Source organism: Citrobacter sp. Awk 4 (assembly GCF_028069725.1).
Lineage (GTDB): Bacteria > Pseudomonadota > Gammaproteobacteria > Enterobacterales > Enterobacteriaceae > Citrobacter_D.
Window position 1 is genome coordinate 1 of record NZ_JANEWG010000072.1, and the last position, 19094, is coordinate 19094.

Annotated in this window: 29 protein-coding genes, 3 tRNA genes and 2 pseudogenes; 29 read left to right on the forward strand and 5 right to left on the reverse strand. The window is 49.3% G+C overall.

Annotation, left to right across the window (positions count from 1 at the left end; genetic code table 11):
* The first annotated feature begins 14 nt into the window (after positions 1-14).
* Positions 15-90 (forward strand) — tRNA-Asn (locus NNO04_RS20515).
* A 157-nt stretch (positions 91-247) separates the two neighbouring features.
* On the forward strand, positions 248-658 hold the full coding sequence (locus NNO04_RS20520; RefSeq protein WP_271446226.1) for a hypothetical protein: 411 nt from the start codon (positions 248-250) through the stop codon (positions 656-658).
* A 319-nt stretch (positions 659-977) separates the two neighbouring features.
* On the opposite strand, the gene NNO04_RS20525 is transcribed toward NNO04_RS20520, so the two are convergent.
* Both NNO04_RS20525 and mtfA read right to left on the reverse strand, forming a co-directional pair.
* Positions 978-1053: transfer RNA gene (locus NNO04_RS20525), tRNA-Asn, on the reverse strand.
* A 100-nt stretch (positions 1054-1153) separates the two neighbouring features.
* The gene (mtfA, locus tag NNO04_RS20530; RefSeq protein ID WP_271446227.1) at positions 1154-1951 is read right to left on the reverse strand and encodes a DgsA anti-repressor MtfA; all 798 of its coding nucleotides are present in this window, start codon (positions 1949-1951) and stop codon (positions 1154-1156) included.
* A 93-nt stretch (positions 1952-2044) separates the two neighbouring features.
* Between mtfA and NNO04_RS20535 the strand changes: the two genes are divergently transcribed.
* Positions 2045-2134: transfer RNA gene (locus tag NNO04_RS20535), tRNA-Ser, on the forward strand.
* Between the two features lie 66 nt (positions 2135-2200).
* Here the strand turns inward: NNO04_RS20535 and NNO04_RS20540 are convergent.
* A pseudogene (locus NNO04_RS20540) lies at positions 2201-2662 on the reverse strand (tyrosine-type recombinase/integrase); the annotation flags it as partial.
* A gap of 169 nt (positions 2663-2831) precedes the next feature.
* On the opposite strand from NNO04_RS20540, the gene NNO04_RS20550 reads away from it, so the two are divergent.
* The 10 genes and pseudogenes from NNO04_RS20550 to NNO04_RS20590 all read left to right on the forward strand — a co-directional run bounded on the left by NNO04_RS20550 (position 2832) and on the right by NNO04_RS20590 (position 7429).
* Complete coding sequence (locus NNO04_RS20550) at positions 2832-3278, forward strand: hypothetical protein (protein WP_271446228.1); 447 nt, start codon at positions 2832-2834, stop codon at positions 3276-3278.
* Between the two features lie 3 nt (positions 3279-3281).
* Positions 3282-3938 (forward strand): hypothetical protein, encoded by a 657-nt coding sequence (locus NNO04_RS20555; protein ID WP_271446229.1) that lies wholly within the window; start codon positions 3282-3284, stop codon positions 3936-3938.
* 116 nt (positions 3939-4054) lie between these two features.
* Positions 4055-4231 carry a flagellar FlbD family protein gene (locus NNO04_RS22960; RefSeq protein WP_442870755.1) on the forward strand — a complete coding sequence of 59 codons (177 nt, stop codon included), beginning with the start codon at positions 4055-4057 and terminating at the stop codon, positions 4229-4231.
* Positions 4232-4412: 181 nt separating this feature from the next.
* Positions 4413-4538: pseudogene (locus tag NNO04_RS22965) on the forward strand (recombination protein NinB); the annotation flags it as partial.
* Positions 4539-4787: 249 nt separating this feature from the next.
* Positions 4788-5021 carry a DinI-like family protein gene (locus tag NNO04_RS20565; protein ID WP_271446231.1) on the forward strand — a complete coding sequence of 78 codons (234 nt, stop codon included), beginning with the start codon at positions 4788-4790 and terminating at the stop codon, positions 5019-5021.
* A 45-nt stretch (positions 5022-5066) separates the two neighbouring features.
* Positions 5067-5312: a hypothetical protein gene (locus tag NNO04_RS20570; protein ID WP_271446232.1), complete on the forward strand. Its 246-nt coding sequence runs from the start codon at positions 5067-5069 to the stop codon at positions 5310-5312.
* Positions 5313-5440: 128 nt separating this feature from the next.
* On the forward strand, positions 5441-5641 hold the full coding sequence (locus NNO04_RS20575; RefSeq protein WP_271446233.1) for a hypothetical protein: 201 nt from the start codon (positions 5441-5443) through the stop codon (positions 5639-5641).
* A 2-nt stretch (positions 5642-5643) separates the two neighbouring features.
* Positions 5644-6003, forward strand: coding sequence for a RusA family crossover junction endodeoxyribonuclease (locus NNO04_RS20580; protein WP_271446234.1), 360 nt, complete (start codon positions 5644-5646; stop codon positions 6001-6003).
* Positions 6000-7040, forward strand: coding sequence for a DUF968 domain-containing protein (locus NNO04_RS20585; RefSeq protein WP_271446235.1), 1041 nt, complete (start codon positions 6000-6002; stop codon positions 7038-7040). Before NNO04_RS20580 ends, NNO04_RS20585 begins: the two co-directional genes overlap by 4 nt.
* Before the next feature lie 17 nt (positions 7041-7057).
* Positions 7058-7429, forward strand: coding sequence for an antiterminator Q family protein (locus NNO04_RS20590; RefSeq protein WP_271446236.1), 372 nt, complete (start codon positions 7058-7060; stop codon positions 7427-7429).
* A 33-nt stretch (positions 7430-7462) separates the two neighbouring features.
* On the opposite strand, the gene NNO04_RS20595 is transcribed toward NNO04_RS20590, so the two are convergent.
* A complete protein-coding gene (locus tag NNO04_RS20595) occupies positions 7463-7816 on the reverse strand; it encodes a hypothetical protein (RefSeq protein WP_271446237.1) in 354 nt (117 codons plus the stop codon).
* 328 nt (positions 7817-8144) lie between these two features.
* Between NNO04_RS20595 and NNO04_RS20600 the strand changes: the two genes are divergently transcribed.
* The 16 genes from NNO04_RS20600 to NNO04_RS20675 all read left to right on the forward strand — a co-directional run bounded on the left by NNO04_RS20600 (position 8145) and on the right by NNO04_RS20675 (position 18299).
* On the forward strand, positions 8145-8531 hold the full coding sequence (locus NNO04_RS20600) for a phage holin family protein (protein WP_203360959.1): 387 nt from the start codon (positions 8145-8147) through the stop codon (positions 8529-8531).
* Positions 8518-8799, forward strand: a complete 282-nt coding sequence (locus NNO04_RS20605) for a phage holin family protein (RefSeq protein WP_271446238.1) — start codon at positions 8518-8520, stop codon at positions 8797-8799. The genes NNO04_RS20600 and NNO04_RS20605 overlap by 14 nt, the downstream gene beginning before the upstream one ends.
* Positions 8799-9341 (forward strand): glycoside hydrolase family 108 protein, encoded by a 543-nt coding sequence (locus NNO04_RS20610; protein WP_271446239.1) that lies wholly within the window; start codon positions 8799-8801, stop codon positions 9339-9341. The genes NNO04_RS20605 and NNO04_RS20610 overlap by 1 nt, the downstream gene beginning before the upstream one ends.
* Complete coding sequence (locus NNO04_RS20615) at positions 9338-9616, forward strand: hypothetical protein (RefSeq protein ID WP_271446240.1); 279 nt, start codon at positions 9338-9340, stop codon at positions 9614-9616. Before NNO04_RS20610 ends, NNO04_RS20615 begins: the two co-directional genes overlap by 4 nt.
* On the forward strand, positions 9567-9761 hold the full coding sequence (locus NNO04_RS20620; RefSeq protein WP_271446241.1) for a hypothetical protein: 195 nt from the start codon (positions 9567-9569) through the stop codon (positions 9759-9761). Before NNO04_RS20615 ends, NNO04_RS20620 begins: the two co-directional genes overlap by 50 nt.
* 181 nt (positions 9762-9942) lie before the next feature.
* Entirely contained in the window at positions 9943-10500 is a 558-nt protein-coding gene (locus NNO04_RS20625; RefSeq protein WP_271446242.1) for a hypothetical protein, read from the forward strand.
* 272 nt (positions 10501-10772) lie between these two features.
* Complete coding sequence (locus NNO04_RS20630; protein ID WP_271446243.1) at positions 10773-10916, forward strand: hypothetical protein; 144 nt, start codon at positions 10773-10775, stop codon at positions 10914-10916.
* A gap of 11 nt (positions 10917-10927) precedes the next feature.
* Entirely contained in the window at positions 10928-11110 is a 183-nt protein-coding gene (locus tag NNO04_RS20635; protein WP_191219745.1) for a hypothetical protein, read from the forward strand.
* A complete protein-coding gene (locus NNO04_RS20640) occupies positions 11110-12336 on the forward strand; it encodes a phage portal protein (protein ID WP_271446244.1) in 1227 nt (408 codons plus the stop codon). Before NNO04_RS20635 ends, NNO04_RS20640 begins: the two co-directional genes overlap by 1 nt.
* Entirely contained in the window at positions 12326-12976 is a 651-nt protein-coding gene (locus NNO04_RS20645; RefSeq protein WP_271446245.1) for an HK97 family phage prohead protease, read from the forward strand. Before NNO04_RS20640 ends, NNO04_RS20645 begins: the two co-directional genes overlap by 11 nt.
* 15 nt (positions 12977-12991) lie before the next feature.
* Complete coding sequence (locus tag NNO04_RS20650) at positions 12992-14758, forward strand: phage major capsid protein (protein WP_271446246.1); 1767 nt, start codon at positions 12992-12994, stop codon at positions 14756-14758.
* Positions 14749-15333, forward strand: coding sequence for a YmfQ family protein (locus NNO04_RS20655; protein ID WP_271446247.1), 585 nt, complete (start codon positions 14749-14751; stop codon positions 15331-15333). Before NNO04_RS20650 ends, NNO04_RS20655 begins: the two co-directional genes overlap by 10 nt.
* 3 nt (positions 15334-15336) lie before the next feature.
* Positions 15337-15987, forward strand: a complete 651-nt coding sequence (locus tag NNO04_RS20660) for a hypothetical protein (protein ID WP_271446248.1) — start codon at positions 15337-15339, stop codon at positions 15985-15987.
* The gene (locus NNO04_RS20665; RefSeq protein WP_271446249.1) at positions 15987-16421 is read left to right on the forward strand and encodes a tail fiber assembly protein; all 435 of its coding nucleotides are present in this window, start codon (positions 15987-15989) and stop codon (positions 16419-16421) included. Before NNO04_RS20660 ends, NNO04_RS20665 begins: the two co-directional genes overlap by 1 nt.
* Positions 16422-16608: 187 nt before the next feature.
* A complete protein-coding gene (locus NNO04_RS20670; protein ID WP_271446252.1) occupies positions 16609-17028 on the forward strand; it encodes a translesion error-prone DNA polymerase V autoproteolytic subunit in 420 nt (139 codons plus the stop codon).
* Positions 17029-17030: 2 nt separating this feature from the next.
* Entirely contained in the window at positions 17031-18299 is a 1269-nt protein-coding gene (locus tag NNO04_RS20675; RefSeq protein ID WP_271446250.1) for a Y-family DNA polymerase, read from the forward strand.
* Between the two features lie 156 nt (positions 18300-18455).
* Here NNO04_RS20675 and NNO04_RS20680 read toward each other — a convergent pair.
* A partial coding sequence (locus NNO04_RS20680) for a hypothetical protein (protein WP_271446251.1) occupies positions 18456-19094 on the reverse strand: 639 nt, incomplete at its 5' end.

Here is a 19094-nt window from a genome sequence, read left to right on the forward strand (position 1 = left end):
CTCGTTCACACGATTCCTCTGTAGTTCAGTCGGTAGAACGGCGGACTGTTAATCCGTATGTCACTGGTTCGAGTCCAGTCAGAGGAGCCAAATTTAGAAAAGCAGACGTTTTAAACGTCTGCTTTTTTCATTTCTATCAGTTAGTTATCTTCTTTTTCAAGTTCACTTTGTTCACTAAAAACCATTCTAATCCATACCCTTTCACTGATACTAAAGTACAAATACCAGCCTGACTTATGGCTTCGGTATGTTTCTTCCTGTTTATCTCAGCAATTCAAAATACTGGCACGCTTCGACGGTAAGCAAAAATCGATTCAATGGGTGCCGCACCCTGCGGGTTGATGAAAGGCAGCGTTGTTACGAGGCTAAAAAACGTTTTGCTCAGGGAATCTTTGAGCAGGCACTGGCGAGAAAATTACACACATTAGATTTACCTTCGCATACCCATCGTGTGAGCAGTGCAACAGGTTCAAATAGTTCCGGGACTGGTTTCAGTGCTCTGCACCGCTCTGTGATGGTCGCGGTGTGGGAGCGAACAGTGCATGTGATTCCTGTACTTGCACTCAATTCTGGACAGTTCAGAAAATTTCGCCGCGCTACATATCTGGCGAGAGAACGCCACGGTATGCGGGAGTACGTATTTTTGCGCCAAAACTGACTTTCGACGCTCTTGCGTTGAAACTATATTTGAGATATCCGATGCGCGAACCGCCAGATTGACGGGCAGATACATGCAGTGTGAGTCGAAAAGTGCTACCGAAAGGGAGAAGGTTTTAAATTGCGGGTTTTAGAATCGTAATAACATGTTGGGGTCACTCCAGAATCAAACCACTCCCAAATCTGACCACCAAACTTCCTGGATGCGGAGGAAAAGCCAGATACGACCGGAAAGATTTTTCACGCTAACTTACTGAATCGTAAATGCATAGTATAAAAACGCAAAAAGCAGACGTTTAAAACGTCTGCTTTTCTAAATTTGGCTCCTCTGACTGGACTCGAACCAGTGACATACGGATTAACAGTCCGCCGTTCTACCGACTGAACTACAGAGGAATCGTGTGAACGAGGCGAATAATACTGACCACACCACACGGTGTCAACAGTAAAATTCGCATGTTATTTCAATTGGTTAATTAATCCTCAAATCAGAGGATTAATGTATATATGAAGCCCGCTGCTCGTCGTCGTCAGTGCTATCGCGTAAACGTTGTAACGGATCCTGACGGTAGAACTGGCAAAAACGTTGCCACAGAGCCGGAAACCGTGGTGCAAACAGTTCGGGCGCACTGAAAAAGTATTCTGACAAGACGGCAAAACATTCAGCAGGGTCGACAGCGGCATAGGCATCAATACTGGATGCTGTCTCGCCCACTAAATCAATCTCGTCCTGAATATTGTTCATTGCAGCGTGCAGGTCATGTTCCCAGTTGGCAACATCCCGCAACGGGATTAAAGGAATTCCGCTTGCGCGATCGCCATTACGCATATCCAGTTTATGCGCTACTTCGTGAATGATCAGATTAAAACCAGAGGCATCAAAGGAGTCATGAATATCGAGCCAGTTGAGAATAATAGGTCCTTGTTGCCAGCTTTGTCCGGACTGAACAACACGCTGGTTGTGTACTAACCCAATGTCGTCCTCCCATTCATCATCCACCACAAACGGGGCAGGGTAGATCAACACTTCATGAAAACCATCCAGCCATTCGATGCCTAACTCCAGAACCGGCAGACAAAAAAGGAGCGCAATGCGGGTGCTTTTTAGCGAGTCCAGCTCAAAACCCTGAAGCGCGACCAGTCTTTTTTGCTGTAAAAAACGCTCTGCCAGCGCAATCAATCTGGCTTGTTCTTGTGCAGAGAGGGTTACCAGCAGAGGAATGGCAAGAGCGTCTTCCCACGGCAGGACTTCATTCTGTGCTGTTTCTTGTGCTTTCCAGGGCCACTTAATCATCGTTTTGCTCGCAAACTCATCACTTGAACAAAATTGAAAGAGCAGGGTCTGTTAAAATGCCAAATTACCTGGCATCATTGCAGCCATCAAAACGGAGAGATGCCGGAGCGGCTGAACGGACCGGTCTCGAAAACCGGAGTAGGGGCAACTCTACCGGGGGTTCAAATCCCCCTCTCTCCGCCACTATTCAAACACTTAGCTCAATTCCTATCAACGACTCATGTCACACTTGGTATAGTGTTGGTATATTCACTTGGTATAAAACTCGCCATCATCATCTTCTGATTTGCCCAAGACTGGAAGATCCAATGTGGGAGAAATTTTCACTTTTCTGTCGTAAACCACAACTTGGCTTTCAGTTTTGTGACCTGAGAATAGTTGTTTGTCCTTACTCGAGCCTTCGTAATCAGATATTCCCTTGGCTTTGAGATCATGAAAAGTACATGGTAGCTTTCTATCAAGTTTTTTTCCTGCTGCTTCCCTTGCTGTTTCCCACAGGTCATTAAAACCACTTTTCGAATACTTGGTTTTTTTACTGCTACAGATAACGGTTTCCCGTCCGTCAAGAGTCTTTGCGAGTTCGATGGCGTTATGAAGCCTCTCAGTCCAGACTTTAATTTGTTTTGTCCCTGTCTTCCCTTGCTGGATAAAAATGCCTTCCTCGCTTACTTGCGACCATTTGAGAGAAAGAACATCGGATACGAGGCGAGCTCATCCGCTACGGTCGTCTCGGTTTGTTCCGGGACCAGAGAGCAGTGATTGATTTCGATCTCCAGCGATTCTCATACGGTTCAAGCAAGCCTGTGATGGAGTTGCCAGCAGATTTTCGGGGAAGTGCAGTTATGCGCCGGGTTATGGATATCGTGGGGAGAATGCCAGCATGAAACCAAACAAACAGGCGCTGACCGCTGAATCAGCGCGTGAATTAGAAAATATTCTGCTCATTGTGGCTGCTCGCATGGCCCGTCGAGAACTATTCACGCCACTCCACTTTCTCAGTGAGTTACCGAAACGAGTGGTTAGCATGCGGGATTTACGCGATGCACTGGAGCGGTGTGAGGAAGTCCTTCAACGCGAAGTTTGCAAAATCGTTGATGGTCATGACCGCATGGCGAAAAAGCTCAAAGAGACTGAGGCAAAGCTGGAAGTCGCAGAGAAGCGCATAGCAGAAATGGAGGCGCGTGAGGTTAAGGTTAAGCAATTCTCGGATTTTCAGATTTGCCATTACGGCGCTTCTGAGGACTATGCGAAGGGCTATATCGACTGCCAGAAAAATTACAACAAGGCGCTTGGTGCCGCTAACATCCTCGTCAGCATGGAGGGCTAACCCATGACCACATTAACCAAAGACCACAACAACCACCCAGCACACGGTCCTATATCACTCGACCGCCTTCACCAGATACGCGAAACACTCAGCAAAGTAGCAGCGCAACGTGACGGCGGAGACATTGGCTACGCGATGTCGGACGCGGTGAAGTTGATTGATGAGGTGCTGGCGGTAAAGAGTGCGCCACTCATGTTCATTGATGGCAATCTCTCGCCAGAAGATGCCGAAAAACTGATCGCCGCAATTGACGAGCTTAACCGCGAACCAAGAGATGCGCAGGTAATGATTGCCGAGCCTGTAAGCGAGCCTTACAAGTTGCTGGAATTAATCGAAGGCATGGAAGTCTCTGTTGATGTCAGCACCTGCGATGCTGACGCGGGACATCGTTACTTCGGAACCGTCACTGAACTATCAGAGCTGGACGGGGCAAAGAACGGCTACATCTTGTTGGTTCAGGATGCAAACCCAAACTTTGAACGGACTGGCAACTATCTGGCCATTCCGGATGGTTGGGTGATGGTTCCGGTTGAGCCGACAGTCGAGATGCGTAAAGCCTTTCACAAGGCAAACGATGAGGCTGATAGCTTTGTTAGCCCAGATCATCAGTGGGATGCAATGATTGCAGCAGCACCGAAGCAGGAGCTAAGTGATAGATAAATCATTCAACTATGTGATGTCACTCATATTTTTTTCTATCTCATTTCGGCGGTTGCTTGTATCCATGACGAAAAGCAATTTGCTATAAATTAGCCTCAATTAAACGAGGGTTACTCATGATTATTCAACTTACTGATAGAATTGATGACGTTATCTTCATCAACACTGACCACATTATTTTTATCAACCCACGAGGCGACTACACAGCCGTCAGACTTATTGAGAATGTTAATTTTAACGTTAAAGAAAGCGCATCCGATATCGTGGATACGATTAATTCTTGTTCTAAGTAACTCAGCCTTTGATTTTCAATAATCACCAAGCCGTAATCATGTCACCGGAGACTGAACAACTCCGGTGACTTCTGCGCATATGATCGGGAAATTATATGCGACCACAATCTGAACACATCACCCTGCCACAGATGCAGAAATGCACCTGTCTGCATTATGCGGTTTCTTCCATGGAGGCCGTATGAAGCAACAATACCTCTTTCGAAACACCAACATCCGCACCAACGCCATTAACGCGATTAACCAGTTGCAGCTCGACGAGAAGCGACCGGTCGTCATCGAGATAAAAGAGATGACCCGCTCAATCGACCAGGTAGCGCGATGTGGTAACGCTGTTCCGCCGCCATTTGCAGAGGCATTAGTGCGAGCCAATTTACCAGGGCTTTGTCAGCATAAAGAGATTGCCGCTTAATAAAATACAGTTAATTCAACCCGCTACGGCGGGTTATTTTTCATCAATGCTGACATGAACTAACAATTTGTGCTCTTAAATCATTGATCATTTCAATACACAGGTGTACTGTATAAACATACAGTATATGCAGTGGAGGCTATTATGAAAGTTGAACTCACCATTGATCGTACTAAAGAACTTCCAAAGGGAGCGATTCCCGCACTGGAGAAAGAATTGCTGAAAAGGTTGGGAAACCAGTATGAGAACTGCAGCCTGAGCATTCGTCGTGCTGGTTCTGATGGTTTAAGTATTCTTGGTGGTGACAAGGAAGATAAAAAGAAAATAGAGACGATCCTCCAGGAGACCTGGGAAAGTGCTGACGATTGGTTTTATTAATTATTTTGGGTATTGCTTTTGTCCCGTTTGCATGGGGGAGTTTCAGTGGAAGAAAAAGTAGAATTGCCCAAAAAAGGCTACGCAGTTATCAGATGTCACGATGGGGCCATCGTTGCCAGATTGCAATCATTTCCTGAGTGTGAGCGCGCCCTGATGTACCGGCGCGGTAGCATGGTGTCATTTATGCCCCTTCAGGATGATGATGTTGTTGGTACACCAACGCTGTTTACCCAGATGCTGGAAAGGGCTGGTTATCGCGTTACTCAGAATTCTGTTACACTCCCGTCATAGGCCTGAACAACCTATACCTGCTGCGCCACAGGAGAAAAGCCCATGGCGCAAGACCAATTCAAGCAATTCCACTTACTGACGTTAACCAACGCCAGCGATTTTCTTTTTGCCGCATCCAGAGGTGCGTTATGAAGAAGAGCTGGTTCCAACATACCCAACTCACCACTGAGCAGGCTGACGAACTGGAAGCCCGCTATCGCGCAAAGCAGATTAAGACAGAACGTAGTCTGGATAATGACTTTATTCACTGGACGATAAGCGCACTCTTACCGGAAGTATCTAAACCTCCGCGTCAGGACAGAACCTGGCAACAACGGATCTGGAGGTGAATGTGAAAGCCTACAACATCACCCCAATGGGCAAACCCAGAATGACGCGCGCTGATAAATGGAAAAAACGCCCTGAGGTTCTGCGGTACCGGGCTTTCTGTGACGAAGTTCGTCTGCAGGGCGTTGAGCTGCCGGAAAGCGGTTCGCATGTCACATTCATCCTGCCAATGCCCGCGAGCTGGAGCAAAAAGAAACGGGCTGAGTTCAACGGTAAACCGCACCAGACTAAACCTGATTTTGACAACATGATGAAAGCCCTGATGGATGCCATTTACGAAGATGACGCTCACATCTGGGATTCACGAGTCACAAAATTGTGGGGGGAGAGCGGGAAAATCATTATTGGGGAGATCGCAGAATGAGGGCGCTGCTGAAGCCGGTGGTTGCACGTGAGCTTGGGATTGTGCTGCTTAAACCTGGCAGCGAGCTGATGTCATTATTCAGTTGCGAGCGCGTGCTGGTGGAGAGTCAGCCGGCAGGTATGGAACGGTTGCCTGCAGGTCGTGTTCCTGACGTGCTCCAGTCGCTTGCGTGTGACGAGTCCCTGCGTGCGTTCTTCCTGAATGAAAACGTTATAAACGCTGCTGGCGGTTTTAGTGGTCTTGATTACTGGCTTCAGCGTTATGGCAGCAATTGCTGCCAGTGGCCACACAGCAATTACCATTATCACGAGTTAACCATTCTGCGTCATGAACCGGGTTCAGTTCTTCTGTGTGGGCACTGTGATAACCATCTGCGTGACCATTACAGCGAGCAACTTGCAGAGCTGGCGCGCCGCAATGTCATTAACTGGATTATCAATAGCGTAATGACTGCCCTGAATCTGGATCCTTCCAGAGAACTGTCGCTGGCGGAGCTTTGCTGGTGGGCTGTTCGCATGGGGGTTACCGACGCAATTCCCGAATCAGCAGCCAGTCGTGCGCTACGTATTCCTTCGGAAGCACACCAGTCAGTTATGCGTGAAAGCGATATCGAGCCGGGTGTTACGTCCACCAGCATCATTACAGCCAGAGCCAGCGCAGTAACCGTGAACATGCCACCAGCGCAGGTATCTGCGGTTAAGCCCGTAGTCGGTGTTCTGGTAGATCCCGAGTCCCCGCAAACCTATATGAAGCGTCCAAAGCGGATCCGCTGGACAGACCCCAGATATCTGACGTGGATTAAAACGCAGCCCTGTGAATGCTGCGGCAAACCATCAGATGACCCACACCATTTAATTGGCTGGGGGCAGGGAGGAATGGCAACAAAAGCGCATGATATTTTCGCGATCCCCCTGTGTCGCCAGTGCCATACAGAACTACATAACGACCCGGTGAAGTTTGAGCGAAAGCATGTGCCTCAGCCGGTAATGATTATCAGAGTGCTGGACCGGGCTTATGGGCTCGGCGTTCTGGCCTAATTATTTGGAGAACATCAATGCGTAATATTCAAATGGTTTTGGAGCGCTGGGGAAACTGGTCAAAGCATAAGATTGAAACAGATGTTGGTTACTCGCCAATTGCGGCAGGATTTAAAGGGTTATTACCTGAAGGTGGCGCTAATACGATGTGCACGGAGGATGATGCCATGATTATTGATAGCTGCCTTGCCCGATTAAAGCTAAAGCGACCTGACGAATACACCTTAATTTTTGAACATTACGTGAAGGACATATCGAAGCGTGCTATCGCCCGCAGACTCAGGCTATCAGAAGGGATGATTCGGATTAAATTCCAAATGGCAGAGGGGTTCATTGACGGGTGTTTATCAATGCTCGACATTAAGCTTGAAATGGATGATTGGCACTGAAGAAGAACAAGCCCACTGATGTGGGCTTTATCGTCAATCCATTTTGTCTGCTTCACGCATAATGGCAACAGTGACATTGATAGCCAGAAGGTAGGCATCATCAACAACGCCATAGGTTCCCTCAGTTATTACGTTAGCATGGCGCGAGAAGGCGTCTTCAAGATAGGAAAGCATTTCTTTTTCAAAATCACTCCCTTCCAGGGAAAGGTTTTTCACCGTGCGCATGTATTCGCCATATTTTTTAATTATGGTGCTAACAAACTTACCGTTCTCACTGAGCTCAAAAAACTCATCAATGGTTAGAGAGCGGTTCAACTGCTGAAGCCTTGTCAGTTCAATAACCAACAACTGACATGTGTCACGTAAATACTCAGCTTTTACGGTCATGACTCTTCCTATTCATGTTTGTGTAGTCCAAGAGCACTTTACCCCATAAAAAATAATGAGAGAAATTTGTATCAAAAAAATGTTAGTGCGTTACGCAAAAACTATTGTAGTCTGTTAAGAGTGGTCACTTAGACACGAACTTAAGTATGTTCAAACCTCGCTTCGGCGGGGTTTTTCGTTTTCTGAGGTCACCATTTTGGTGGCCTTTGTCTATTTCAGGCTCAAAGGAATCATCCGCTAACTGCTTCGTTGAAAAATCCAGCCTGTGAAGCCTGAATCTATTTCCCCTCATTACTGAGAGGACTCACAGCAATTAAGAGGGGGCTAAATGTCCGATCCGATTTCCGGCACAGGGTTAGCTGGTGGAGCCCTGACGGGTGCCAGTGTTTATGGACTGCTGACCGGAACTGATTACGGTGTGGTATTTGGCGCATTTGCGGGGGCCGTGTTCTACATAGCAACAGCCTCAGACATGAGCGCAACCCGCCGGCTGGCGTATTTCGTTGTTTCGTATATCGCTGGGATTATCTGTTCTGGGCTGGTGGGTTCAAAGTTGGCAGCCCTGACTGGTTACAGCGATAAACCTCTGGATGCCATTGGTGCCGTAATCATTTCCGCATTAGCCGTCAAAATCCTGACGTTCCTGAATAACCAGGATATCGGCTCGCTGGTGGCGCTTATAACGCGCCGGGGAGGTTCTGGTGGCGCTAAATGACCCGACAGCGACTGTTAACGCGCTGCTCTGCGTCGGGGTAGTGATAACCCTGATGTTTTACCGCCGGGGAGATTCCCGGCATCGTCCTTGGGTTTCGCGCCTGGCATGGCTAATTACAGTCATCTACAGTGCGGTGCCCTTAGCCTATCTTTGCGGCATTTACCCTCATTCATCGTGGGCCACAATCGGGGCCAATATCATCTTTCTTTCTGTGCTGGTGGCCGTCAGGGGCAACGTAGCGCGACTGGTTGATCAACTGAGGCACTAATGACTAAAGACGACATATTTAACGCCATACTCTCGAAAGAGGGGGGTTACGTTAATCATCCGAACGATAAAGGCGGTCCGACGAACTGGGGTATCACCGAGGCAACAGCTCGTTCCCATGGCTATACCCGTGACATGCGTGATTTGACCAGACAGGAAGCACTCGAAATTCTTGAGGCCGATTACTGGTATGGCCCTCGATTTGACCTGATTGCCGCCGTCTCACCGTCCATCGCCGCTGAGTTGTGCGATACAGGCGTAAACATGGGTCCATCAGTTCAGGCGAAGTGGTTGCAGCGCTGGCTTAACGCGTTCAACAACCAGCAGCGGTTCTATCCCGACATTATTGCTGATGGTCATATTGGCCCGCGAACTGTCAGCGCGCTGAAGTCATTCTTGGCTAAGCGAGGAAGCGAAGGGGAAAACGTCCTGCTACGTGCGTTGAACTGTAGCCAGGGGCAGCGCTACCTGGAACTGACGGAGCAACGCCCGGCAAACGAATCATTCGTTTATGGATGGCTCCGGGAGCGTGTGAGCCTATGACAAAGCTCAAAGCTATTCTGACCTGTATCGGGCTGCTCATCATGCTGGTGCTGGGGGCATTTGGTCTGGGAAGTATGCGTGGACGCGAAAAGGCCGAAGCTCAAGCGGATAAGCAACGTACTGATGATGCTCTGGCCGCAACCAAAGCCGTAGCCGATCGGCGCGCCGAAGTAACGAAAGAGGCCAGCAATGCACAGCAGACTGTTAACCGTATGCCTTGCGACGATGTTGATCGTGAGCTGCGCGAGTCGTGGAAGCGCCCCGGTGGTGGTTGATACCGCCTGTGACTGGGTAAAGCCAATCTACCTGACTGATCGCGATATCGAGGTGCTGGATAGGCAGACCAAGCGTGACGTACTGAGCCACAACAAAGCGTGGCAGGCGAACTGCCTGAAGGGGAATATTTCAATGAAGCTGTAAAGCGGACAGACCTCTGCCGAAAGGCGATGCAGCAGTAATGATGCTGCCCTGAGTGGCGAGGTGGTGAACCTGTGCAAAGATGGGGTAAGGTTCTTATATCAAAAAATATTCTTGACTTACATCTCAGTTACTTTTGGAAGTAGTGATAAAATATGGCTTTTGTTAGAAATGGAATATCTCAATGAAAGAATATATTGATTCTGTAGAGAAATGCCTTGGAGAAAAAAATTACTATGCAGCATTATTTATAGCACTTTCAATACCTGATATCTGTGGAAAGCTTGAAACGCCTCGCATATCTAATGGTCCGAGAGCAAAGCGGTGGTTCACTGAAAATCTGAAAGATAAATATTTCCCTGATTTTTGTTATGATCACTTAATGGCCACAAATCCTGATGCAGCCAATGCAATGCACGTTGAGCAACTTGAATTGCTTAAACAGCAGCCGTTCAATAATAAGTTTGATGAGAAGACCTTTTGGAAATTACGATGCGCTTTCTTACATGAAGCATCTGATTGGGCTGGCGGAATAAAAATACATCTCACTCATGGAGTATCTCACATGATTATGTATAACGGAGCGCTTCAGTTAAGTGCTGATAGATTATGTAGGGATATTGCTAACGCAGCTACTGACTGGCTTGAGAGAGTGAAAGATGATCCAATTATTCTCGAAAGAATTAATAATGTTGCGGCCATTAATAATGTAATTATGGGTGGATTAGTTCGGTTCGATTAAAAAATATTATGCTTTATCTAACCTCGTAAATGTGGAGGTAAAAATGATCGGAGAGGAGACTTATAACAGTATAAGGTTAGGGGCAGAACATCGTGCCAACTTACTAGAGAGTGGAAAGTACGAGGCCCCAGAAGGTCATGTAATCACAAGGGTTGATACTGAGAATGGTGTGATTACTTGCAAGCCATTGCAGATGGAGATCGAAATGAATGGTTCGCTGCAGTGGGTAACCATTTCAACCAAAGATCTGTGATATTCCCGGTAACGACGATGTGGTGAAACCCATCAAAGAGCAGAACGAGAACAAAATCGACGGCGCGGTGGCGCTGATTATGTCGATCGGACGTTCGATGCTTTACGAGAAGGTAGACACCTTGTCTGACCGACTCGAGTCTCATGGTATCCGTTCACTTTAACCGAGGCGTTTATGATCCTGAAAATACTCACCCCACTGGTCGGGGTGCTGGGGGCACTTTTGCTCTCATTTGGGGTATGGATGATTTATCCCCCTGCAGGCGTTATCGCTGGTGGTTTTCTGTGTCTTCTCTGGTCCTGGCTGGTGGCTAAAGCACTCTCCATTTCGGGCAGCAAACAATCAGGGGGTGACTGATGTTTTTCTCTGGCATGTTCGCCAAAAGTAACCAGCCGGTAACCACGCCCTCAGAACTGGCGCAGGAAATAGGTCTGACTTACGACACCTATACAGGAAAGCGGGTGAGTAGTGGGCGCGCAATGCGTCTGACCGCTGTTTTTGGCTGTGTGCGTGTGCTTGCTGAATCTATCGGCATGCTTCCCTGCAATATTTATAAAACCGTTGGCAGAGATAAAGAAAAGGCGACCAGCGAGCGTCTGCATAAGCTGGTATCCATAAAACCGAATGGTTTTATGACACCACAGGAGTTCTGGGAGTTGCTGGTGGTTTGCTTATGTCTTCGCGGAAATTTTTACGCATATAAGGTCAAGGCCCTGGGTGAGGTGGTTGAGCTTCTCCCTCTGGATCCAGGCTGTGTCCAGCCGAAACTTAACAGTCAATGGGAGCCGGTTTACCAGGTCACATTTCCTGACGGCAGCACTGATGTGCTGGGGCAGGAGGACATCTGGCATGTGCGCATTCTTACCCTCGATGGCCTGGTGGGTCTGAACCCCATAGCCTATGCCCGTGAGGCAATTTCCCTTGGGCTTGCCACGGAAGAACACGGTGCCAGGTTATTCAGTAATGGTGCGGTCACTTCTGGTGTATTGCGGACAGAGCAGGAGTTAAGCGATCTCGCTTACCAGCGACTAAAAGAGGATTTTGCCGAAAAACACCAGGGGCTGGGCAATGCCCATAAACCCATGATCCTCGAAATGGGGCTGGACTGGAAATCGATGGCACTGAGCGCCGAGGACAGTCAGTTTCTTGAAACGCGTAAGTTTCAGCTCGAGGAAATCTGCCGCCTTTTTCGTGTGCCGATGCATATGGTACAGAACACGGATCGGGCAACGTTCAGCAACATTGAAGAACTGGGCCTGGGTTTTATCAATTATTCATTAATCCCGTACCTCACGCGTATTGAGCAGCGCATCAATATCGGTCTGATCCGGGAATCGAAACTGGGAACGTACTACGCAAAATTCAATGTCGGCGCGCTGTTGCGAGGCGATATGAAGTCACGCTTTGAGGCATATGCCACTGCCATCAACTGGGGTATGTATTCCCCCAATGACTGCCTTGAACTTGAAGATCGCAATCCTCGTCCGGGCGGGGATGTCTACCTGACGCCAATGAATATGACCACGAAGCCGTCAGACGGCAGCAAAGCGAAACCGCAAGAGGATAAACCCCATGCAGAATAAGCAGCGACTGGATGTGCCGCTGAAACTGAAATCCGTCAGTGACAGCGGTGAATTTGAGGGCTACGGATCCGTATTTGGTGTGAAGGACAGCTACGACGATGTGGTCGTGCCCGGCGCATTCAGTAAATCGCTTCAGTCGTGGCGTGAAAAGAACACGATGCCCGCCATGCTCTGGCAGCATCAGATGGATGAACCCATCGGCATCTATACCGACATGAAAGAGGATGACGTCGGGTTATACGTTAAGGGGCGACTCCTTATCGATGACGATCCCCTTGCCAGACGCGCACATGCTCACATGAAGGCCGGTTCTTTAACCGGCCTTTCTATTGGCTACATGCTGAAAGACTGGGAATACGACAGGACTAAGGAGGTGTTTCTTCTGAAGGAGATTGATCTCTGGGAAGTCAGCCCGGTGACGTTCCCGTCGAATGACGAGGCTCGCATCAGTGATGTTAAAAGCGCGTTTGCCCGGGGCGAGATGCCGTCCCAAAAAAGTATTGAAAGAGTCCTGCGCGACGTTGGGCTCTCACGTACCCAGGCCAAGGCATTCATGGCCGGGGGTTATAGCACACTGAATCAGCGCGATGCTGATGGCGTGGGCACTGCACTGGATGCACTTAAAAACATCAAATTTTAATCCGGAGTAAAAAACATGGCAGTCGAAATTAAAGATGTAGAACAGGTCGCGCAGGAGCTGCAGGCGAAGTTTGATGACTTCAGGGCCAAAAACGATAAGCGAATTGACGCCCTCGAAAGTGAGAAGGGGAAACTGGCCGGGGAAGTTGACACCCTCAACGGTAAACTCACCGAGCTGGAAAACCTGAAATCCGATCTGGAAACTGAGCTGGTGTCGCTCAAACGCCCTGGCGGCCCACAGCAGCAGTCCAAAGCGGCGACCGAGCACAAGACCGCTTTTATGCAGTTTATGCGTAAAGGTGATGATGACGGTCTTCGTGAGCTGGAGCGTAAAGCATTACAGGTGGGCACCGATGAAGACGGCGGATATGCCATTCCGGAAGAACTGGATCGCAATATCCTTACCCTGCTGAAGGATGAAGTGGTAATGCGGCAGGAGTCCACGGTGATCACCGTAGGGGGTTCTGAGTATAAAAAACTGGTGAGCGTGGGTGGCACGGCATCAGGCTGGGTGGGTGAGACGGATGCGCGCCCGGCAACGGACGCATCCAAACTGAAAATGATTGAACCTTTTATGGGGGAAATCTACGGCAACCCGCAGGCGACGCAGAAAATGCTCGATGACGTGTTTTTTAATGCGGAAGACTGGATCAACAGTGAGCTGGCCACTGAATTTGCCGAGAAGGAAGAGATTGCCTTCACCACCGGGGATGGTACCAAAAAGCCAAAAGGGTTCCTGGCTTATGCGTCCAGCCTCGACGACGACAAAACACGCGCTTTTGGTACTCTGCAGCATATCCTGTCCGGTTCAGCCGCGGCAGTAACGACGGATGCCATCATCAAGCTGGTATATACCCTGCGTAAGTCACACCGTAGCGGCGCCAGGTTCATGATGAACAACAACACCCTGTTCGCGATCCGCATCCTCAAGGATTCGGAAGGTAACTATCTGTGGCGCCCGGGGCTGGAAGTCAATCAGCCATCCACGCTGGTCGGCTATATGCGATGGGAGGGGGTCAGCGACGGGCTGAAGGTCACTACCGGCAGTGTGATTCAGCGTGACGATTTGATCCAGTACACGGCCACGGCGGATGCCGTCAGTGCGGGTGGGGTGTTGCGCGTGCCGGTAGCGTGTTCAGTCGCTGGTGTCAGTGGTAACGCGGACGACGGTACCGCGCTCATTCTGGTCACGCCGGTGAGCGGACTTCCCTCTTCAGGTATGGCCGACACACTGACGGGGGGATTTGATACTGAGGATCTGGAGACCTGGCGTGCGCGGGTCATTGAACGCTACTACTGGACGCCGCAGGGCGGGGCCGACGGCGATTATGTCGTCTGGGCGAAAGAGGTTCCCGGTATTACCCGGGCCTGGACTTATCGTCACTGGATGGGGACCGGAACGGTTGGGGTGATGGTGGCCAGCAGTGATCTGGTCAATCCGATCCCCGATGACGATACCGTAACGTCTGCCAGAACGCATATTATGCCGCTTGCCCCGGTGGCCGGCTCCGATCTCTATGTGTTTAAACCGGTAGAACATACGGTGGATTTTCACGTCAGAATTACGCCGGACACCCCGGAAATTCGTGCGGCGGTCACGGCGGAGTTACGCGCCTTCCTGCTACGCGACGGTTATCCGGAAGGGGAACTGGAGCTGTCCCGTATCAATGAGGCCATTTCGATTGCGACCGGGGAATACAGCCATCAGCTTATTGAGCCTGCCGCCACTATTCCTGTCGCGAAGAATGAACTGGCGGTGATGGGGGACATCGCATGGACGTGACGAACGACGATTACATCAGCCTGCTGTCGGCCTTATTGCCACCGGGACCGGCATGGTCAGTCAGCGATCCGGCACTGTCCGGCTCTGCGCCATCATTGTTGCGGGTGCATCAGCGGGCGGATGACCTGATGCTTGAGCTTGACCCGCGCACCACCACAGAACTGCTTAACCGCTGGGAACGATTGTGCGGCCTGCCTGACGAGTGTATCCCCGCAGGAACGCAGACATTGCGCCAGCGTCAGCAGCGCCTGGACGCAAAGGTCAATCTGAGTGGGGGTATCAACGAGGATTTCTTTCTTACCCAGCTCGCCGCGCTGGGGAAACCGGGCGCCACCATTACGCGCTATGACAAAAGCACCTTTACTTGTACTTCAGCCTGTACCGATGGCGTGTATTCGCCGGACTGGCGTTATTACTGGCAGGTGAACATGCCTTCTTCCACCAGTACCGCCTGGATGACCTGTATTGATCCCTGCAACTCTGCGTTGCGGATCTGGGGGGACACGGTTGTCGAGTGTGTTCTGAACAAGCTTTGCCCTTCCCATACCTACGTTATTTTTAAATATCCGGAGTAACTCATGCACCGCATAGATACCGCAACCGCGCAGAAGGATAAATTCGGCGCGGGCAAGAACGGCTTTACCCGTGGAAACCCTCAGACTGGCACACCAGCTACCGATCTGGATGACGATTATTTTGACATGCTGCAGGAAGAGCTGGTGGGGGTGGTTGAAGCCTCCGGCGCTACCCTGGATAAGGAAAAGCGCGACCAGTTGCTGACGGCATTAAAGAAACTGCTCCTGAGCCGTTCAAATCCCTTTGGGGATATTAAAGCTGATGGTGCGGCGGCCATCGCCACTGCTCTCGCAAACCTTGGTTTAGGAGCTGCCGCGAAATTAGGTGCACCTGAGTTCACTTTTTCTGGTTACAGCTTCATTGCTAAATTCCCCGGAAAGAATAGTGGTAACGACAGCACCCTTATCATTCAGGGGACAAGAGTGACGATTCCACAGGCATCGTCAGGCAGTATTTCGACTACTGATGTTACGTGGCCAACTGCATTTCCGAACTCATGCAATTTTGCAATGATCTCCTCGGGAGGAACGACATTTTCCCCAAACAACTCACCTTTCTTTGGGGTTGCACCGGGTGACAGAACTAAATGCACTGCGAGTTCAACTTACACGGCATCGTCTGCGGCGGCATTCGTTTTAGGAGTTGGTTACTAATGGCGAATTTTTACTACAGCTCTACACAAAACTTAATTTTATGGAAGTCACTGGAAAATGAATTCAGGGCAAATGATGTCTGGCCCAACGATGCAGCAGTGTTAACAGACGAGCAGGCATCTGAATTTATGAACGAACCACCTGAAGGAAAGATCAGAGTTGCGGGGGATGACGGATTACCTGCCTGGGCAGATGCTCCGCCACCAACACGGGAAGAATTAATCGCGGGTGCTGAAAACAAAAAACACTACCTGATTGTTCAGGCAAGCGACTATATGAGCAGTAAACAGTGGCCTGGTAAGGCTGCAATGGGGCGTCTGAAGGATACAGAAAAAGCGCAGTATAATGACTGGCTTGATTATCTTGACGCGCTGGAAGAGGTTGACACATCCAGAGCACCAGATATCGAGTGGCCTACTCCACCGGAGGAATAGTTCATGTAAAATCGATGGCCGGTGAGATTTTGAGAATATTTGCTGAGCTTGTATTTAAAAATTTTCCGGCAGCCAGGTAAATCATTGAGTTATGAAACGATGATGATCTATGGTGGCTAATGCCATTGATCTCCGCCCAAATAAAAACTACTGTATATAATATCAGTATTAATTGACGGTGATTATGATGCAGTTTTTCACTCCCTCCGGGTTGCGTGCAGTGCAGCCGCTTCCACTCTATGGCGACCTTGTACCCTGTGGTTTCCCAAGCCCAGCTCAGGACTACGTTGAACAGCGTATTGATCTTAACGAGCTACTGATACAACACCCCAGCGCCACATACTTCGTTAAGGCATCCGGTGACTCGATGATTGATGCCGGGATCGGTGAGGGAGATTTGCTGGTAGTGGACAGCTCACGCAAGGCAGAGCACGGCGATATCGTTATTGCTGCGGTGGACGGGGAATTTACCGTCAAGCGCCTGCAGTTACGGCCAACAGTCCAGCTTAACCCTGAAAACCGCGCCTGGTCGCCAATCATCATCGGGAGCGAAGAAACGCTCGATGTTTTTGGTGTGGTGACGTTCATCGTGAAATCGACGGGCTGATCATGTACGCGCTGTGTGATGTGAACTCGTTCTATGCCTCCTGTGAAACTGTCTTTCGCCCGGATCTCAAAGGTAGGCCGGTAGTGGTGCTTTCCAACAATGACGGTTGTGTTATTGCCCGTAGCGCAGAGGCAAAGAAACTGGGTATCAAAATGGGAGAGCCGTACTTCTGGCAGAAGGATCTTTTCCGTCGCCACGGGGTACTCTGCTTCAGTAGCAACTATGAGCTGTATGCGGATATGTCTAACCGGGTGATGACCACGCTGGAAGAAATGGCTCCGCGCTGCGAAATCTACTCGATAGACGAGGCATTCTGTGATCTCACTGGTGTACGGAACTGTCGGGAACTGACCGATTTTGGCCGTGAAATCCGGGCTACTGTTTTGCAGCGCACACACCTGACAGTGGGGGTTGGTATTGCCCAGACCAAGACGCTGGCCAAGCTGGCTAACCACGCGGCCAAACAATGGCAGCGGCAGACGGGCGGGGTGGTGGATCTGTCCAATGTCGATCGGCAGCGCAAACTGATGGCCGCGCTGCCGGTTGATGAAGTCTGGGGTATCGGTCGGCGGATCTCGAAAAAACTGGAGGCGATGGGGATCAAGACCGTACTGCAACTCGCTGATACCGACGTCCGTTTTATCCGGAAACATTTTAACGTCGTGCTTGAGCGTACGGTGCGTGAGTTACGCGGAGAACCCTGCTTGGCGCTGGAAGAATTCGCGCCAGTGAAACAGGAAATTATCTGTTCCCGCTCCTTTAGCGGTCGTATTACGGAGTATGAAGAAATGCGCCAGGCGATCTGCAGCTATGCCTCCCGGGCGGCAGAGAAGCTGCGTGGTGAGCACCAGTATTGCCGTTTTATCTCAGCGTTTGTGAAGACCAGCCCGTTCGCACTGAACGAGCCCTATTACGGCAATAATGCCTCCGTGAAACTGTTAACGCCCACGCAGGACAGCAGGGACATCATCAGTGCCGCCATCCGTTGTTTGGACGCAATATGGAAAGACGGGTACCGATATCAGAAAGCGGGAGTGATGCTGGGCGATTTTTTCAGCCAGGGCGTTGCCCAGCTTAACCTTTTTGATGACAACGCGCCGCGCCCGGGCAGTGAGAAACTGATGGAGGTGCTGGATCTACTCAACACTAAAGATGGGCGGGGAACCTTGTACTTTGCCGGGCAGGGTATCCAGCCAAAGTGGCAGATGAAACGGGAAATGTTGTCTCCACGTTATACCACCCGGTACTCCGATTTGCTGGTGGTCAGGTAACCTGCATTAACAGCGATTTGTCAAACGACGTCCTATGTTTGGGGGCGCTCATAACTGAAAGTCGGTTATGAGCGAGGAGCGGAGATTGACTTAACTGGATTACAAGGATTAAATGTTACTGGTACGACTTTCCGGGATACTTACATTGCAGTGGTATTATGATAAATGTTGGATATTCATCCGTACTTCTAAATTTCCCATCAAATTAATCAGAGAAGAGTTATAAACGCCTGTTGCCATTGATAAATAATCTTCTTCCGAAGTGTTTTTGATGTGTGCTTCAATCATCATTTTTACTTCGTCTGGAGCGTGATGGGGAATCGGTAGTTTTTTTAGTCTTCTTGCCAGATCATTAATCGACTGAACATTGTTTTCTTCTAATACGTTTAAACTATGCAGTTCAGATATAGTGACATTCTTCACTGCGTTATCGAGAACAGCAAGTAACTTATCTAAAAATATCTCTTTAGGTTTTTCTATCAGCACCCCATTCCTGTTTGTCACATTATCTGGAGCTAAGACTACATACCTATCGTTAATCACACATCCCTCAGAAGTTATGTCTGCGCCTCTATGTATGATAGAGTTTCTGAGTTCTCTCATATAATCAACAATGATATCCCCATCGGAGCCTATTTCATTTTTTATTTTTGTTTCTATCTCAAATTTTTTATTTTTGAAGATTGTTTTTTTGTCTTCTATATAATCTATAAGTGAGAACGTAGATTCAAAAAGAAGACCATATTGAAATCTTAATTCATCATAAATCACAGATGGCTTAAAAGCCTCTATAGC